The sequence below is a fragment of the Actinoplanes sp. NPDC051388 genome (assembly GCF_055586225.1).
In genome coordinates this window covers 1-17,109 of the sequence record NZ_JBVJIP010000013.1, presented here as the reverse complement: position 1 = coordinate 17,109, position 17,109 = coordinate 1, and the positions used below count along the sequence as shown (strand labels likewise).

The following is a 17,109-nucleotide window of genomic DNA, read 5'->3' as shown; positions in this document are numbered from 1 at the left end:
GCCGGCTGCCCGAGACCGGACCGGGGCAGCCGCGTGTGCCGGAAATAGGGATAATCGTCGCCGGCGCGGCCGTCGACGGCCGTCCCGCATGTCTACCGCCCGCCGCATCGCCCGCGGCGCCCGATCCGTACAGGGAGACTCACAGCCGTGGCACGACCACCACAGGGTCAGCAGCATCCCGGGCGGCAGCTCGCCGTGCTCGGCCTGATCTTCGTCATCCTGTATCTGATGGCCTTCTTCGGCTTCGGCGCGACCGGCAGCTTCGCCGAGCGCCTGCACCCGAAGCTGGGCCTGGACCTGGTCGGTGGCACGCAGGCGACATATCAGGCCTCGCTGGCGTCCAACGGCCAGCCGCCGCCGCAGGCGAGCATGGAGGAGGCCCGGCGGATCATCGAGAGCCGGGTCAACGCCCTGGGCGTCTCCGAGGCCGAGGTGGTCATCGAGGGCAATCGCAACATCGTGGTCTCCCTCGCCGGTGAGGCGAACGACCAGTTGAAGAACGTGGGCCAGGCCGCGCAGATGCGGTTCCGCAAGGTCGTCAAGGCGACCGGCGACGTGGCCGCGCAGGCGCTCAACCCGGCGACCGCGCCGCCCAGCACGGCGCCGAGCGGCGCACCGGCGCCGTCCGCCAGCGCACCGGCGGCGAACCCGTCGGCGAGCGGCGGCAGCGGCGGTCAGGGTGGCGGCGAGGTCGTCAAGGCCCCGGCGCCGAGCACCCCGCCGTCCGCGCAGCCGACCCCGGCGCCGTCCGCCTCGGCCGCCGCACCGGTCGCCGAGGAGCCGACCGCCGACATCGCCGCCCAGCGGGCCGCGGTGGAGAAGAAGGTCGGTGCGACCGCCTGGGCGGCGGCGAGCAAGCTGACCGACCCGATCGACCTGTCGCAGGACCCGACCGCGGGCAAGCCCTACGCGGCCTTCGGCACGCTCACCCCGGCCGAGGTCAACGCGCTGCCCGCGACCATGCAATATGCGGTGCCGACGATCAGCTGCGACCAGCTCGCGCAGCGGCCGAACGGCGCGATCGACGCCGCCGATCAGCAGGTCACCACGTGCCAGTCGGGCGCGAAGATGTTCCTCGACGTGGCCAAGGTGGTCGGCACCGACATCAGCGACGCGAGCCCGCAGCTCGACCAGCAGTCCGGCCAGTGGGTCGTCTCGCTGGACTTCACCTCGGCGGGCCAGTCGAAGTGGACGGAGCTGACCCGCGAGGCGTTCCAGCCGGCGGCCGGCGACAGCTGCCTGACCGCGGCGCAGGCGGTCTCCTCGGGCGCCACGCACTGCCTGGTGGCGGTGGTGCTGGACAAGGAGATCATCTCGGCGCCGGAGATCCAGGGCGTGCTCACCGGGCAGTCGCAGATCACCGGGCAGTTCACCCCGACCTCGGCGCGTGAGCTGGCCAACCAGATCAAGTACGGCGCGCTGCCGGTCACGTTCAACGCGGCGAGCACCCAGACCGTCTCCGCGACGCTGGGCATCCAGCAGCTCGAGGCCGGTCTGCTCGCGGCCGCGATCGGCATGGCGCTGGTCGCGATCTACGCGTTCTTCTACTACCGCCTGCTCGGCACGGTGATCTTCCTCAGCCTGATCCTGTCCGGTCTGCTGACCTTCGCCGCGCTGGTGGTGCTGGGCCGCACGACCGGCTTCACGCTGACGCTGGCGGGCATAGCCGGTTTCATCGTCTCGCTGGGTGTCGCGGCGGACTCGTTCGTGATCTATTTCGAACGCCTGAAAGACGAGATCCACGAGGGCCGGTCGCCGCGCAGTGCGGTGCCACGGGCCTGGGCACGCGCACGGCGTACCATCATTTCGGCGAACACCATCACCATCATGGCGGCGGTGGTGCTCTACATCGTGTCGATCGGTGTGGTGCAGGGGTTCGCCTTCGCACTGGGCATTTCCACGATTCTCGACCTTGTCGTGGTGTTCCTGTTCCGGCATCCGATCATGACGATGTTCGCGAACACCAAGGCGTTCATGTCGCCACGGGTCAGCGGCCTCGGCCGTGTCCTCAAGAGCGCTTCGACCGACGAGCCGGTCAAAGGCCGGCGCGTGAAGGAGGCCTGACATGGCCAAGTCCGGTCTTGCCGATCGCCTGTACCGGGGCGAGGCGAACCTCAACATCGTGGGCCGCCGCAACAGGTGGTTCATCACGGCCGCGGTGCTGGTGCTGATCGCGATCGGCAGCTTCACGCTCAGGGGCTTCGAGCTCGGCATCGAGTTCTCCGGCGGCACCCAGATCATCATGCCCGCCGCGGTGGGCACCCAGGCGGAGGCGCAGTCCGCCGTCGAGCGGGCCGTCGAGACGGCGAACGTGCCGGCCGACACCAAGGTCAGCCTGGCGCAGCGGGTCGGTAACGGCGCGGACGCGACGTACTCGGTGCGCACCACGGCGCTGTCCCAGGAGGAGGCCGACGCGGTCAAGGGCGCGCTGGTCGCCGACCTGGGCGTCCCGGCCGACGAGGTCAGCGACAACCGGGTCTCGGCGGCCTGGGGTGGCCAGGTGACCCGGCAGGCGCTGCTGGGTCTGGCGATCTTCCTGGTGCTGGTGATGGCCTATCTGGTGATCCGCTTCGAGTGGCGGATGGCGGTGGCGGCGGTGTCCTCGCTGCTGCTCGACCTGGTGCTGACCGCGGGCGTCTATTCGCTGGTCGGATTCGAGGTCACGCCGTCCACGGTGATCGGCTTCCTGACGATCCTGGGCTTCTCGCTCTACGACGTGGTCGTGGTGTTCGACAAGGTGCAGGAGAACACCCGCGGGATCACCGCGGGCAGCACGACGACCTATGCGGAGGCGACCAACCTCGCGGTCAACCAGACGCTGATGCGGTCGATCAACACCGGTCTGGTGGCGTTGCTGCCGGTCGGCGGCCTGCTCTTCATCGGCGCCGGTCTGCTGGGCGCGGGCACGCTGAAGGACCTCGGCCTGGTGCTCTTCGTCGGCATGGGCCTCGGCGTGTTGTCCTCGATCATGTTCGCGTCGCCGCTGCTGACCACGCTCAAGGACCAGGAGCCGCGGATCAAGTCGCACAACGCCCGGGTGCTGGCCCGGCGGGCGCAGGCCCGCTCCGGCGACGTGGCGCCGCGCGGCGAGCGCAAGAAGGCGCCGGCCACGCCGGCGCCGGTGCCGGACGACGCCCCGGTGTCGTCGAGCGCCGCGCTGGCCGGTTCGTCGCCGCGGCCCGGCGCCCGGCCGACGGCCAACCGCAACACCAACCGCGGCGGCCGCCCCGGCGGCACCGGCAACCGCCCGGGCGGCAAGAAGCGCCGCTGAGCAAGGGGCGGCGGCAGGAAACGCTGCTCGGCAACTGGTCCGGCGGCAGGCGCTGCCGAACCAGAAGGCGGCGCGAGAAGCGCCGCTGAACGACTCTGGATCGGCCCGTCACCGCAGCGCGGTGGCGGGCTGATCCGCGTTCCGGGACGTCGCTAGGCTTGCCGCGTGACTGACACCGACATGGCCGAGCTGGTCGCGAGCAAGGTGCTCGACGTGCCCGACTTCCCCAAGCCGGGCATCGTCTTCAAGGACCTGATGCCGCTGTTCGCCGACGGCGAGACGTTCCGCCGGGTGATCGACGGGATCATCGACCACCACGGGCGTGACTCGTTCGAGGTGGTGGCCGGCATCGAGGCGCGCGGCTTCATGGTGGCGGCGGCGATCGCCTATGCGACCGGCACCGGTGTGGTGCCGATCCGCAAGGCCGGCAAGCTGCCCCGGGCGACCCACGCGGCGTCCTACGAGCTGGAGTACGGCGAGGCCACCCTCGAGGTGCACACCGACGCGTTCGTGGCGGGTCAGCGGGTGCTGGTGGTGGACGACGTGCTCGCCACCGGCGGCACCGCGGGCGCCGCGCTCGAGCTGGTCGAGCAGGCCGGTGGCGTGATCACCGGGATCACCGTGCTGCTCGAGCTGGCGTTCCTCGAGGGGCGGGAGCGACTGTCTTCACGCACCATCCATGCACTCTTGACCGTTTGATCCTTCTCTGCCCTAAGTGGGTGGCACTCTTTCGCCGATCGGCGCGGGTCCTGCGGGAAGGCGCGACGGGTACGATGGCGTTTCCAAGCAGGTGACAAGCAGGTGAGCAGCAGCAAGGTGAGGAGGCCGGTGTCCAGCGACGTCGCTCCCTCGACGGAGGACACGGTGCAGCCGGGCGATGCCAGCACGGCGGCGGAGGCCACACGGCCCGCCGCTGACGAGGACCACACCACCACCGCGGCGCCGCCCAACGGCGCCGCCGAGGCGGTTGTGGCCAACGGCAACGGGCACGACCCGGAGGCCACGCAGCCTCTCCAGCCCGCTGACGAGTCCGGCGGCATGCTGGCCAGCGCACCCACCGGCCGGCGCGTCCGGGCCCGCCTGGCGCGTTTCAACGCGCCCTGGCAGAGCACTCAGGTCAGCGAGGTGCTCGAGCCGCTGATCGCCACCCACCGCGCCAGCCATCCCAAGGCGGACGGCCGGGCGCTGCAGCGCGCCTTCGACGTGGCCGCGCGGTGGCACTCGGGGCAATACCGCAAGTCCGGCGACCCCTACATCACGCATCCGCTGGCCGTCGCGACCATCCTGGCAAACCTGGGCATGGACACCACGACGCTGGTCGCCGCGCTGCTGCACGACACCATCGAGGACACGGACTATTCGCTCGAGTCGATGCGCACCGACTTCGGCCCCGAGGTGGCGCTGCTGGTCGACGGCGTGACGAAGCTCGACCGGGTCAAGCTGGGCGACGCGGCCAAGGCCGAGACCATCCGCAAGATGGTGGTGGCGATGGCCAAGGACCCGCGGGTCCTGGTGATCAAGCTGGCCGACCGGCTGCACAACATGCGCACCCTGACTTTCCTGCCGCGCGCCAAGCAGGAGCAGAAGGCCAAGGAGACGCTGGAGATCCTGGCTCCGCTGGCCCACCGGCTGGGCATGAACACGATCAAGTGGGAGCTCGAGGACCTGGCCTTCGGCACGCTGTTCCCGAAGCGGTTCGAGGAGATCAACCGGCTGATCGGCGAGCACCAGCCGCAGCGCGAGGCGTTGCTGCGCCAGGTGACCAATCGGGTTCAGCTCGACCTCAAGTCGGCGAAGATCAAGGCGGAGACCACCGGCCGGCCCAAGCACCTCTATTCGATCTATCAGAAGATGATCGTGCGGGGCCGCGACTTCAACGACATCTACGACCTGGTCGGGGTGCGCATCCTGGTCGACACGGTTCGCGACTGCTATGCCGCGCTGGGTGTCATCCACGCGAACTGGCAGCCGGTGCCGGGCCGGTTCAAGGACTACATCGCGATGCCGAAATTCAACATGTACCAGTCGTTGCACACGACGGTGATCGGCCCGACCGGCAAGCCGGTCGAGATGCAGATCCGCACGTTCGCGATGCACCGCACGGCCGAGTTCGGCATCGCCGCGCACTGGAAATACAAGGAGCAGAAGGGCGCGACGATCGTCGGCCCGCCGGCGCACATCGACGAGATGACCTGGCTGCGGCAGCTGCTCGACTGGCAGCGCGAGGCGAGCGACCCGTCCGAGTTCCTGGACGCGTTGCGCTTCGACCTGTCCAGCCAGGAGGTGTACGTCTTCACGCCCAAGGGCGACGTCATCCCGCTGCCGACCGGTTCCACCCCGGTGGACTTCGCCTATGCGGTGCACACCGAGGTCGGGCACAAGTGCATCGGCGCCCGGGTGAACGGCAAACTGGTGCCGCTGGAGTCCACACTGTCCAACGGCGACGTGATCGAGATCTTCACGTCGAAGTCGGCCACCGCGAGCCCGACGCAGGACTGGCTGGGCTTCGTGAAGAGCCCGCGGGCCCGCACGAAGATCCGGCAATACTTCAACAAGGAACGTCGCGAAGAAGCGATCGAGATCGGCAAGGACGCGATCGTCAAGGCGATGCGCAAGCAGGGCCTGCCGCTGCAGCGCATGATGACCAGCGAAAACCTCACGACCATCGCCCGTGACCTGCACCTGCCCGACCTCGCTTCGCTCTATGCGGCGGTCGGCGACAGCACGGTGTCGGCGCAGTCGGTGGTGCAGAAGCTCGTCGCCGGGTTCGGTGGCGAGGAGGGCGCGGTCGAGGACATCGCCGAGACCGCGGTCGCGACCCGGCCGCCGCGCAACCGCAGCACCGCACAGGATCCGGGCGTCGTGGTCAAGGACGTCAGCGATGTGTGGGTCAAGCTCGCGCGGTGCTGCACACCCGTACCCGGAGATGCGGTTTTCGGGTTTGTGACCCGCTCCGGGGGCGTCAGCGTGCACCGGGAGGACTGTGCGAACGCCGAGGATCTGCGTGAGCAGAGCGAGCGCGTGGTCGAGGTGAGCTGGAAGCCGACGTCCGCGTCGACGTTCCTGGTGGCGATCCAGGTGGAGGCGCTCGACCGGCACAAGCTGCTGGCCGACGTGACCCGGGTGCTGTCCGAGGAGCGGGTGAACATCCTGTCCGCGACGGTCACCACGACCCGCGACCGGGTGGCGGTCAGCCGCTTCACCTTCGAGATGGCCGACCCGAAACACCTCGGACACCTGGTCGCGGCGGTGCGCAAAGTGGACGGTGTGTTCGACGCCTACCGCGTGACCTCGGGCGCATAGCGAAGGGCGGGCTCCGAGGAGCCCGCCCTTTCTTGAAACTCAGGCCGCGGCCATCGTCAGACTCTTGATGCCGATCTCCACCTTCGGGTGACCGTCGCCGGGGCCGTTCGAGTCGTCCACGCCGCCCTTGGCGACCTTGTTGACCACGTCCATGCCCTTGGTGATGGTGCCCAGCAGCGTGTAGTCCGGCGGGAGCTGCGTCTCGCCGTAGACGATGAAGAACTGGCTGCCGGTCGAGCCCGGCTCCTGCGTCTTGGCCATCGCGATCGAGCCGACCGGGTAGGCCACCGCGCCGCCGGATCCGTCAGCCGCCGGGGAGGCGCCCGCCGCGTTCGTCGGCAGGTTCTCCTCCGCGTAGCGGAAGCTGGGACCGCCGGTGCCGTCGGTCTCGCGGTAGCCCTTGCCCTTGGCGCTCGGGTCGCCGCACTGCAGCACCTGGATGCCCTGGGTGGTCATCCGGTGGCACTTGGTGTCGTTCCAGAACTGCTTGCTCGCCAGGTATTCGAAGGCGGCCGCGGTGCACGGGGTCTTCGACTTGTCCACGGTGGCCGTGATCGGGCCCAGCGTGGAGTCGATCGTCAAGGTGTCCTTGCCGATGTTCGACGCGTTCACCGGCGGCGTGCCGACGTCCACGATCTTGCCGCCCGGGCTGCCGTCGGCGGGCGCCGTCTCCGGCGTCCAGTTGCAGGCGACCGTGCCGGGTGGGGGAGCCGCTGCGGTGCTGTCCGGCTTGTCATCGTCGCCGAGCGCGGTGACGATCCAGAAGGCGACGCCGGCGATGACCACCACGGTCAGCGCCGCGCCGATGATGGCCTGACGCTGGCGCCGCTTGCGGGCGGCCTCCGCACGCTCGGCCATCTCCTTCTCGAGCCGGGCCCGCGCCGCCGCGCGCTGCCGGTCCTTTATCGACGACACGGTTGTCCTCCTGCTTGGGTTTATCTGCCTCGCGTACTCAGGACTACTGGCTGCTCGCGGACGGTGCGGGCGCGGGTGCGTCGCCGGCCACGGCGTCGCCCACGGTCAGCGATTGAATCAGGATCTTGTCCTTCGGCTTCACCTTGTCGCCCCCGGCGTTCGGCAGAGTGGGGATCTTGGCGATCTTCGCCAGGGTCTCCTGTCCGCCGGTGACCTTGCCGATGACCGGGTAGAGCGCCTGGTCCGGCGGGCTGTAGTCCTTGAGGAACACCAGGAACTGGCTGCCGTTGTTGCCGGGCGGGTCGCTGATCAGGGCGACCGTGCCCTGCGGGTAGGTCGGAGTCGCAGGCGGCGGCGCTGCCGACGCGCTCGGGTCGGGAGTGGGCACGGTCGGGACGTCCTCGTTGTAGAACGTGTACGTCGGACCGCCACGCCCGGTGCCGCTCGGGTCACCGCAGCGCAGCGCGCCGAACGCGGTGATCTCGTGGCACTCGGTGTTGTCGTAGAACTTCTTGCCGGCCAGATAGAACATGCTCTCGCCGCCGCATGGCGCGGTGCCCAGGCTCAGGCTCGCGGTGATCGGCGCGCCGAGACCGGTGGTGATCGTCATGACCCGGTTGCCGGTGATCGGGATGCCGTCGGTCGGCGGGGTGCCGACGTCCTTCAGCTCCGGCGTCGTGGAGGCGCTCTGTGGCGTCCACGCGCAGATGTCGTCGGCCGCCGGGTCCACCGGCGGCTCGCTGTCGAAGGCGCCACCGAGCCAGGCCACCCCGGCCACGATCAGCAGGACCGCCGCGCCGGCACCGACGCCGGCCTGGATGCGACGCTTGCGACGCTCCTTCACCGACCGCCGCACGAGCTGCCGATCGAGCTTCGCCCGCGCGAGTTTGCGCTGCCGGTCCTTGCTGGAAACCACCGAGTGCTGTCCTTCCCTGACGGACGTGGCGGTGCTGCACGCCACACGCCGCAAGAGTGTACGGGTACGTCCTGAGAAAGTGGTGTGCGCCCGTCCCCGCTAGGCTCATAGACTCGCGATCTGCTCGCGAGAATGCGAAGGGAGCACCACGTCGTGCTGGTCACCGGCTTCCCGGCCGAGGCGTTCGGGACAAACTGTTATGTCGTGGCGCCCGCGCCCGGCGAGCAGTGCCTGATCGTCGACCCGGGCATCGGCGTGCTCGACACGCTCGCCGAGGTGCTCGCCGAGCACCGCCTGCAGCCGGCCGCCGTGCTCCTGACCCACGGCCACCTCGATCACACGTTCTCGGTCGCTCCGGTGTGCGACGCGCGCGGCATCCCGGCATATCTGCACCCGGCGGACAGCGAGATGCTCGCCGACCCGGAAAAGGGTCTCAGCATGAGCCTCGAGGCGCTGTTCGGCGGCAAGCTGCCCTATGCGCCGCCGTCCGAGGTCGTCGAGCTCACCGACGGCGCCACGCTCAGCCTCGCGGGGCTCGAGGTGACCATCGATCACGCGCCCGGCCATACCGGCGGGTCGGTGCTGTTCCGCCTGCCCGGCGCCGGCACGTCGTGGGAGGCCGACCAGGTCTGCCTCTCCGGCGACGTGCTCTTCGCCGGCTCGATCGGACGCACCGACCTGCCGGGCGGCAGCACCGACACGATGCTGGCCAGCCTGCGGGACAAGATCCTGCCGCTGGCCGACGACACCGTCGTCCTGCCCGGCCACGGTCCCGAGACCACCATCGGCCGTGAGCGTCGCAGCAACCCGTACCTGAGGGATCTGGTCGCTCTTTAAAAGCGAAAGAGAAACACGTGCCTATTTCCGGCTTCCCTGAGTGGCTGCCGCCCCAGCGGATGATCGAGCAGCAGTTCCTCGACAAGATCAGGACCACTTTCGAGCTGTACGGGTTCGCGCCGCTGGAGACGCGTGCCGTCGAGCCGCTCGACACCCTGCTGAGCAAGGGTGAGACCTCCAAGGAGGTCTACGTCCTGCGCCGCCTGCAGGAGGACCCCGACAACCGGGCCGCCGACGCGCTCGGCCTGCACTTCGACCTGACCGTGCCGTTCGCCCGCTTCGTGGGGGAGAACGCGGGCCGGCTCAACTTCCCGTTCCGGCGCTACCAGATCCAGAAGGTGTGGCGCGGCGAGCGCCCGCAGGAGGGCCGCTACCGCGAGTTCCTGCAGGCCGACATCGACGTGGTGGACCGCGACACGTTGCCGTTGCACTACGACACCGAGATGGCGCTGGTGATCGGCGACGCGTTCCGGTCGCTGCCGATCCCGCGGGCCACGATTCTGGTCAACAACCGCAAGGTGTGCGAGGGCTTCTATCGGGGGCTCGGGCTCGTGGACACCGATCAGGTGCTGCGCACCGTCGACAAGCTCGACAAGATCGGCCCGGAGAAGGTCGCGGACCAGCTGGTCGCGACCGCCGGCGCGACGGCGGCGCAGGCCGCGGCCTGCCTCGACCTGGCGGCCATCGCGACCGAGGACGGCTCGTTCGTGGACGCGGTGCGCAAGCTCGGCGTGCAGAACGACCTGCTCGACGAGGGCCTCGCCGAACTGCTGCAGGTGGTCGAGGCGGCCGGCGCGCACGCGCCGGGCCTGATCCGGGCCGAGCTCAAGATCGCCCGCGGCCTGGACTACTACACCGGCACGGTCTACGAGACCCAGCTTCAGGGGTACGAGCGCTTCGGCTCGATCTGCTCCGGCGGACGCTATGAGAACCTGGCGACCTCCGGCAGCGAGCGCTTCCCGGGGGTGGGCATCTCGATCGGCGTGTCCCGCATGCTCGGCCTGCTCTTCGGGCAGGACGCGCTGACCGTCTCGCGCAAGGTGCCGACCTGCGTGCTGGTGGCGCTGCCGCAGGACGAGCAGCGCGCCGAGTGCGACCGCATCGCGCGGGCGTTGCGCGGCCGGGGGATCAGCACCGAGGTGGCGCCGACCGCGGCGAAGTTCGGCAAGCAGATCCGGTTCGCCGAGCGGCGCGGCATTCCCTATGTGTGGTTCCCCGGCGAGCCGGACACGGTGAAGGACATCCGGTCCGGCGACCAGGTGGAGGCCGACGCGTCCACCTGGGAGCCGCCGTCGATCGACCGGCGACCCGAGATCACGGGGTAGGCGCGTCGAAGATCAGGCAGGACGAGGTGGCGTGCGCGAGCAGCTTGCCGTTCGCGTCGGTCAGCCGGGCCTCCGCGAGGGCGGTCCGGCGGCCGCGCTGCAGCACCTCGCCGCGGCAGGTGATGCGCCCGGAGGCCGTGGTCACCGGGCGCAGGAACTTCACGTTGAGGTCGATCGACGTGTAGCGCACGCCGGCCGGCAGCGTGCTGTGCACCGAGCAGGCCGCGGCCGTGTCGAGCAGGGTGGCGATGACGCCGCCGTGCACGCCGCCGATCGGGTTGTAGTGGAACTCCTGCGGCTCGAGGGTGACGGTCACGCTGCCCTCCTCGGCCTGCAGGCCGCCCGCTCCGATCAGGTGCATGATCGGCGGCGCGGGCAGCTCGCCGCGGCCCATCGCCTGCAACAGCTCGAGCCCGGTGGCGGTGCGCGCGAACTCGGCGCCGGCGGCCGGGTCGGACCAGGAGAAAGTGCGGGTGCGGGCCTGAGTCTGCGTCATGGACGCAGTGCATCACGACTTGCTAGGTCTGTCAAACAGACCTAGCCTGGCGGCATGCACCCACCCGCGCTCGACTGGTCGATCGACAACTGCACCATCGCCCGCGCCATGGCGATCCTCGGCGAGCGGTGGACCGTGGTGGTGCTGCGCGAGGTGTTCACCGGGGTGCGGCGCTTCGAGGACATGCGGGTGCGCACCGGCATCCCGCGCCAGGTGCTGACCAACCGGCTGGCCATGCTGGTCGAGGCCGGTTTGCTGCGGCGAGAGCCCTATCAGGAGCCGGGCGCCCGGGCGCGGCAGGAATACCGGCCGACCGAAATGGGCCTCAATCTCTACCCGATGCTGGTGGCGGTCGGGGAGTGGGGCGACAGCTATCTGGCCGACCCGGAGGGCGCGCCGCTGGAGTTCGCACACCGGGGCTGCGACGCTCTGGTGCACTCCGAGTTGCACTGCGCGGCCGGACACCGGGTGCAGGACAACCGCGACGTCATCTCGCGGCCCGGGCCGGGCGCGCACCGACGCCATTAAGCTGCCGCGGTGACCTGGGCGCCGCTGCAGGACAAAGTCTTCCGCGCTCTGTGGATCGGGGTGCTGGCCGGCAACGTCGGCACCTGGATGCAGACGGTCGGCGCGCAGTGGCTCGTGGTCGGCGAACCGCATGCCGCGACCTGGGTCAGCCTGGTGCAGGCGGTCACCATGCTGCCGGTGCTGCTGCTGGCGCTGCCCTCCGGGGCGCTGGCCGACGAGTTCGACCGGCGGCGGCTGCTGCTCGGCGTACAGCTGAGTCTGCTCGTGGTGGCGGGCGCGCTCGCCGCGCTGACCGCCGCGGGCCGCATGCCGCCCGCGCTGCTCCTGGCCTTCACCTTCGCGCTCGGTGTCGGGCAGGCGCTCACCCTGCCCACCTGGCAGGCGGTGATCCCGGAGGTGGTGCCGCGCGACCAGCTGCCGGCGGCCTCGGCGCTGGGCGCGGTGAACACCAACCTGGCCCGCTCGGCCGGGCCCGCGGTGGCCGGGCTGATCGTCGCGCAGACCGGCCCGGCGGTGGTCTTCGCTCTCAACGCGCTCTCCTTCGGCGTCTTCGCGATCGCGCTGCTGCGGTGGCGCCGGCCGCCGGCGACCGGCGCGAGCCACACCGAGCGGTTCGGTCCGGCGGTCCGGGCCGGCGCCCGCTACGTGCGCTACTCCGCGCCGGTGCGCCGGATCCTGTTGCGCGTGGCGCTCTTCGTGCTGCCCGGCAGCGTGGTCTGGGGCCTGCTGCCGCTGATCGCCCGGCAGGAGCTGCGCCTCGGCCCGCGGGGTTACGGCGTGCTGCTGGCCGCCCTGGGCGTGGGTGCGGTGGCCGGCGCGCTGCTGATGCCCCGGGTCCGCGAGCGGATGACGCCCGACCAGCTGATCGTCGCCGCCGGGATCGGCTACGGCCTGGCGCTGGCGGTGGTCGCGCTGGTGCCGTCCGCGCCGGTCGTGATCGCCGCCCTGGTGCTCGCCGGGCTGGCCTGGATGACGCTGGTGTCCCGGATGAACGCGGCGATGCAGCTCTTCCTGCCCAACTGGGTGCGTGCCCGCGGCTTCGCGGTCTACCAGGTGGTGTTCGCCGGCAGCCAGGCGGTCGGCGCGGTGGTCTGGGGCCAGGTGGCGAACCTGCTGCACCTGGACGTCGCCTTCCTGGCCGCCGCGGTGCTGCTGCTGGCCGGCGCGGTCTCGGTGCGCTGGCTGCCGCTGCACACGCGGGAGGGGATGGACCGTGGCCCGGTCACCTACTGGCCCGAGCCGCACCTGATGCTCGAGCCGCACCTCGACGAGGGCCCGGTGCTGGTCGAGGCCGTCTGGACGGTTCCGGCGGCCGGCACCGCGGCCTTCCTCGAGGCGATGGATCCGGTACGCCGGTCCCGGCAGCGCACCGGCGCCACCAGGTGGGGCCTGTTCCGGGACGGCGAATCGCCGGACCGGTTCGTCGAGGTCTACCTGGTGCCGACCTGGGCCGAGCACCTGGATCAGCACACCGGCCGGTTGACCGCCGACGACGAGCGGGCCGAGGAGGCGGCGATCGCGCTTGCCGCCGGACCGCCGGTGGTGAGCCACCTGTTGCCCGCCGACCTCACCGATTAGTCCAATATTTCGTATTTGTACCGCTTAGCCTGTGGAAGAGATCCGGGGCTGAGGGGGTGCGGCGTGACGGTCGGCCGGCTGCTCGCGATCGGCGGTGCCGCCGGGTCCTCGGTGCTGGGTCGCTTCGTCGCGCTGGCCGGACGCTCGATCGTCGTGATCGCGACCGCCAGCGGCGACCCGGAAACGCTCGAAGCGGAGTACGCGCAGACCTTCACCCGCCTCGGCGCCGGCGAGGTGCGCGCGCTGCGTCTCACCTCGCGAGCGGACGCCAACGACCCGGCCGTGGACGACGTGCTGGCCGGGGCCACCGGCGTCTTCTTCACCGGCGGCGACCAGCTGCGGATCACCTCCACGCTCGGCGGCACCCGGGTCGACTCGGCCCTGCAGGCGCTGGTCGCCGGCGGCACGGTGCTGCTGGCCGGCACCAGCGCGGGCGCCGCGATGATGTCCGGCACGATGATCGTCGGCGGCGAGGGCCATGCGGTGAGCACCGGCCCCGGCCTGGAGTTCCTGCCCGGCGTGCTGATCGACATGCACTTCGCCGAGCGCGGCCGGCTCAACCGGCTGCTCGCCGCCGTCGCCCGCTATCCGCACGAGCTGGGCCTGGGCATCGACGAGGACACCGCGATCCTGGCCGAGGGCGACCACTTCGAGGTACTCGGCAGCGGCTCGGTGACCGTGGTGGACGCGGGCGCCGCCACCGACATCCGGGTGCCGTCCGACGGGCCCGTCGCGATTGCCGGGGTCCGCGTGCACGTGTTGCCGGCGGGCTGCACCTTCGAGCTGCCCGGCCGACGCCCGTCGCTCGGGGAACGGGGATCACCAGCATGAAGATCATCAGTGTCCGGCGCCTGCGCGGCCCGAACGTGCACATCTCCCGGCCGGCCGTGGTGGCCCGGCTGGACCTGGGGGAGTTGACCGGTCGGGAGACCTCCGATCTGGAGGGCTTCCCGGAACGGCTGCTGCGGGTGCTGCCCGGACTCGCCGAGCACCACTGCGCGGCCGGGTCGCCGGGCGGGTTCGTGAGCCGGATGCGCGGCGGGACCTATTTCGGGCACGTCACCGAGCACGTCTGCATCGAGCTGTCGCAACGCATCGGGCGGGACGTGAGCTTCGGGCGGACGGTGTTCGCGGGGGCGCCGGGACACTACGACGTGATCGTGGAGTGTCCGGAGGACGAGGCGCCCGGGTCACTCGTACCGGAGTCGTTGTTGTCCTCCGCCGTTGAACTCGTCCTGGCCGTGGCCGGCGGGGAAACCGCCGAGCCGCCGCTGGAGTCGCTGCGCGCGCTGGCCGATCGGGCCGCCACCGGACCCAGCACCTCGGCGATCATCGCCGCCACCCGCCGCCGGGGCATCCCGGTGGAACGCCTCGCCGACCTCAGCCTGCTGCGTCTCGGGTGGGGCAACCGGCGGCGGATGGCGTGGGCCGCGATGACCGACAGCACCGGCGGCGTGGGCATCGACATCGCGGGGGACAAGCAGGTGACCCGCGAAGTGCTCACCGCCGCGGGCGTGCCGGTGGTGCCGGGCGGCGCGGCGACCAGCGGGAACGAGGCGGTCGGCTGGCTGCTGCGGCTCGGCGGGCCGGTGGTGGTCAAGCCGCGGCACGGACGCCAGGGCGAGCACGTCGCGCTGCACCTGGAGAGCGCCGAGGACGTCGCCGCCGCGTTCGAGGCGGCCGGGCGCGACGTCGTGGTGGAACGGCAGCTGCCCGGGCGGGACTACCGCGTGCTGGTGGTGGACGGCGAGATCGTCGCCGCGGCCGAGCGGATCGCCGCGCACGTGGTCGGCGACGGCGAGCACACGGTCGCGGAGCTGATCGAGGCGGCCAACGCCGACCCGCGCCGCGGCGCGGGCCATTCCCGGGTGCTGACCAGGATGTGCGTCGACGAGGTCGCGGATCACGTGCTGCGCCGACAGGGCTGCACGCCGGACACGGTGCCGGCCGCCGGGCAGGAGGTCTGGCTGCGCGACAACGCGAACCTGTCCACCGGCGGCACCAGCCGCGACGTGACCGACCAGCGGCACCCCGACGTGAGCCGGCTGTGCCTGCGGGTGGCCGCGCTGATCGGGCTCGACGTGACCGGCATCGACCTGCGGCTGCCGGACATCGGTGCGCCGCTGCCGCCGTCCGGCGACCCGGAGGAGGTGACCGCCGGGGTGATCGAGGTGAACGCGGCGCCCGGACTGCGGATGCATCTGGCGCCGGTGCTGGGCCGGTCGCGGGACGCGGGTGACGCGATCGTGCGGGCGATGTTCCCGGCCGGGTCCGACGGGCGGATCCCGGTGGCGTCGGTGACCGGCACCAACGGCAAGACCACGGTGGCGCGGCTGGCCGCGTACCTGCTGGGCGGTGCCGGGTTGCGCGTCGGTCTGACGTGTACGGACGGGGTCAGCATCGACGGCCGCGAGGTGTATCTCGGCGACGCCACCGGTCCGCGTTCGGCGCAGATGGTGCTGGGCGACCCGGGCGTGCAGGCGGCCGTGCTGGAGACCGCGCGGGGCGGGATCCTGCGGCGCGGCCTGGGCTACGACTGGTCCGACGTCGGCGTGGTCACCAACATCACCGGCGACCACCTGGGCCAGGACGGGCTCGACTCGATCGAGGACATCGCGCACGTCAAGGCGCTGGTCGCCGAGCGGGTCAAGGACGGCGGCACGCTGGTGCTCAACGCCGACGACCCGTGGGTGCGCACGCTGCCGGAACGGCCGCGGGTCCGGGCCGAGCGCAAGCGGATCGTCTGGTTCGGCGAGGACGCGCGCCAACCGGTGATCGCGGCCCATCTGACCAAGGGCGGTCTGGCGTACGTGGTGCAGGACGGCTGGCTGGTGCAGGCGGTGGGGGCCCGGCGCACGCCACTGCTGCGGGTGGCCGAGTTGCCGGGCGCCTTCGGCGGCGCCGCCCCGGCGATGGCGGTGAATGCCCTGGCGGCGATCGCCACCGCCCGCGCCATGGGCGCCTCGCAGGACGTGGTGGTGGACCGGCTGGCCTCGTTCGACCCGCCGGCGCACAACCCGGGCCGCGGCACCCTGCTGCGCCGCGGCGAGGTCTCGCTCTTCCTGGACTACGCGCACAACCCGGCCGCGCTGGCCACCGCGCTGCGCACGCTGCACCGGCTCTTCGGGCCGTCGCGCTGCCTGGCGGTGGTGACCCTGCCCGGCGACCGCCGCGACGACCTGATCGCCGCCTCCGCCCAGGTGCTCGCCGACGGGGTCGCCCGAGTGGTCCTGCACGAGGACGAAGACCTGCGCGGGCGCGCCGCCGGCGAGGTCGCCGCGCTGGTCGAGCGCGAGATGCGGGGCCGCCGGCCGACGCTGCGCGCGGTGCGGGCCGCGGACGCCCGCGAGGCGGTGCACGCCGCGCTCGAGATGGCCGTCCCCGGCGACGCGATCCTCGTTCTCTACGAGAAGATGGCCCCGATGCTGGCGCTGCTCGAGGAAATCGGCGCGGTGCCGGCGGGCCACGGACCGGCCGCGACACACCGCCGATTGGTTGTCGGTTCGATTAAGGAATGATCGACGACGGAGAATCGACCGATCAGTCGAGGTTGCGCTGGTCGGAGCCCGAGCGTCGGGCTTCCGACAGGGCCCCGCGGGCGGCAAATCACCATTCATCGGATGGACACGCTCTGTAATCGTGGCCGGTGAGCGCGTCGGATTTCTTGTTAAGGCACCGACGGAATTATCGGTGCGTAATCCCTTGGCCACGAGGGGTATAGGCATTCCACAGTGGATGACCCGAACGGGTGAGTGACCCGACTTCCGGCGAATCGGAGCAGAATGGACGCCGACCGCTGATAACGGTGCGATAAACCCGGCCTGAGCTGCGGAAACATTGGTTGCTGCAGTACTCATACCAAAATGTTTCAGACCCCAACGCAGAGTGACGCTTCGCAGGTCATCCCACCTGTCGAGCAGTCGAGAACATGGCCGATCGT

Annotated in this window: 13 protein-coding genes; 10 read left to right on the top strand and 3 right to left on the bottom strand. The window is 71.1% G+C overall.

The genetic code is table 11. The features are described from left to right. Nucleotides 1–147: 147 nt before the first annotated feature. From secD to ACZ6TI_RS29420, 4 genes are all read left to right on the top strand, one after another. Nucleotides 148–2,064 (top strand): protein translocase subunit SecD, encoded by a 1,917-nt coding sequence (secD, locus tag ACZ6TI_RS29435; RefSeq protein ID WP_465348419.1) that lies wholly within the window; start codon nt 148–150, stop codon nt 2,062–2,064. A 1-nt stretch (nt 2,065) separates the two neighbouring features. Then, nucleotides 2,066–3,271 carry a protein translocase subunit SecF gene (gene secF / locus ACZ6TI_RS29430; protein ID WP_465348418.1) on the top strand — a complete coding sequence of 402 codons (1,206 nt, stop codon included), beginning with the start codon at nt 2,066–2,068 and terminating at the stop codon, nt 3,269–3,271. A 180-nt stretch (nt 3,272–3,451) separates the two neighbouring features. Next, nucleotides 3,452–3,970, top strand: coding sequence for an adenine phosphoribosyltransferase (locus ACZ6TI_RS29425; RefSeq protein WP_465348659.1), 519 nt, complete (start codon nt 3,452–3,454; stop codon nt 3,968–3,970). A gap of 129 nt (nt 3,971–4,099) precedes the next feature. Next, nucleotides 4,100–6,574, top strand: coding sequence for a RelA/SpoT family protein (locus ACZ6TI_RS29420; RefSeq protein ID WP_465348417.1), 2,475 nt, complete (start codon nt 4,100–4,102; stop codon nt 6,572–6,574). 39 nt (nt 6,575–6,613) lie between these two features. Here the strand turns inward: ACZ6TI_RS29420 and ACZ6TI_RS29415 are convergent, their stop codons facing one another. Together ACZ6TI_RS29415 and ACZ6TI_RS29410 are read right to left on the bottom strand one after the other, a co-directional pair. Beyond that, nucleotides 6,614–7,489, bottom strand: coding sequence for a peptidylprolyl isomerase (locus ACZ6TI_RS29415; protein ID WP_465348416.1), 876 nt, complete (start codon nt 7,487–7,489; stop codon nt 6,614–6,616). Between the two features lie 43 nt (nt 7,490–7,532). Beyond that, nucleotides 7,533–8,405, bottom strand: a complete 873-nt coding sequence (locus ACZ6TI_RS29410; protein WP_465348415.1) for a peptidylprolyl isomerase — start codon at nt 8,403–8,405, stop codon at nt 7,533–7,535. A gap of 153 nt (nt 8,406–8,558) precedes the next feature. On the opposite strand from ACZ6TI_RS29410, the gene ACZ6TI_RS29405 reads away from it, so the two are divergent. Further along, entirely contained in the window at nt 8,559–9,242 is a 684-nt protein-coding gene (locus ACZ6TI_RS29405; RefSeq protein ID WP_465348658.1) for an MBL fold metallo-hydrolase, read from the top strand. Between the two features lie 17 nt (nt 9,243–9,259). Beyond that, nucleotides 9,260–10,567 carry a histidine--tRNA ligase gene (gene hisS, locus ACZ6TI_RS29400; RefSeq protein ID WP_465348414.1) on the top strand — a complete coding sequence of 436 codons (1,308 nt, stop codon included), beginning with the start codon at nt 9,260–9,262 and terminating at the stop codon, nt 10,565–10,567. On the opposite strand, the gene ACZ6TI_RS29395 is transcribed toward hisS, so the two are convergent. Further along, on the bottom strand, nt 10,557–11,063 hold the full coding sequence (locus ACZ6TI_RS29395) for a PaaI family thioesterase (RefSeq protein WP_465348413.1): 507 nt from the start codon (nt 11,061–11,063) through the stop codon (nt 10,557–10,559). The genes hisS and ACZ6TI_RS29395 overlap by 11 nt on opposite strands. Nucleotides 11,064–11,117: 54 nt before the next feature. On the opposite strand from ACZ6TI_RS29395, the gene ACZ6TI_RS29390 reads away from it, so the two are divergent. The 4 genes from ACZ6TI_RS29390 to cphA all read left to right on the top strand — a co-directional run bounded on the left by ACZ6TI_RS29390 (nt 11,118) and on the right by cphA (nt 16,687). Beyond that, complete coding sequence (locus ACZ6TI_RS29390) at nt 11,118–11,591, top strand: winged helix-turn-helix transcriptional regulator (RefSeq protein WP_465348412.1); 474 nt, start codon at nt 11,118–11,120, stop codon at nt 11,589–11,591. Between the two features lie 9 nt (nt 11,592–11,600). Beyond that, a complete protein-coding gene (locus tag ACZ6TI_RS29385) occupies nt 11,601–13,169 on the top strand; it encodes an MFS transporter (protein WP_465348411.1) in 1,569 nt (522 codons plus the stop codon). Nucleotides 13,170–13,232: 63 nt separating this feature from the next. Further along, a complete protein-coding gene (locus ACZ6TI_RS29380; protein ID WP_465348410.1) occupies nt 13,233–14,000 on the top strand; it encodes a cyanophycinase in 768 nt (255 codons plus the stop codon). After that, on the top strand, nt 13,997–16,687 hold the full coding sequence (cphA, locus tag ACZ6TI_RS29375) for a cyanophycin synthetase (RefSeq protein WP_465348409.1): 2,691 nt from the start codon (nt 13,997–13,999) through the stop codon (nt 16,685–16,687). The genes ACZ6TI_RS29380 and cphA overlap by 4 nt, the downstream gene beginning before the upstream one ends. The last annotated feature ends 422 nt before the right edge of the window (nt 16,688–17,109 follow it).

Bases quoted from the DNA above. Each gene is read 5' to 3' on its own strand.
- secF (WP_465348418.1), top strand. From the start codon at position 2,066: ATGGCCAAGTCCGGTCTTGCCGATCGCCTGTACCGGGGCGAGGCGAAC.
- ACZ6TI_RS29425 (WP_465348659.1), top strand. From the start codon at position 3,452: ATGGCCGAGCTGGTCGCGAGCAAGGTGCTCGACGTGCCCGACTTCCCC.
- ACZ6TI_RS29395 (WP_465348413.1), bottom strand. From the start codon at position 11,063: ATGACGCAGACTCAGGCCCGCACCCGCACTTTCTCCTGGTCCGACCCG.
- ACZ6TI_RS29390 (WP_465348412.1), top strand. From the start codon at position 11,118: ATGCACCCACCCGCGCTCGACTGGTCGATCGACAACTGCACCATCGCC.
- cphA (WP_465348409.1), top strand. From the start codon at position 13,997: ATGAAGATCATCAGTGTCCGGCGCCTGCGCGGCCCGAACGTGCACATC.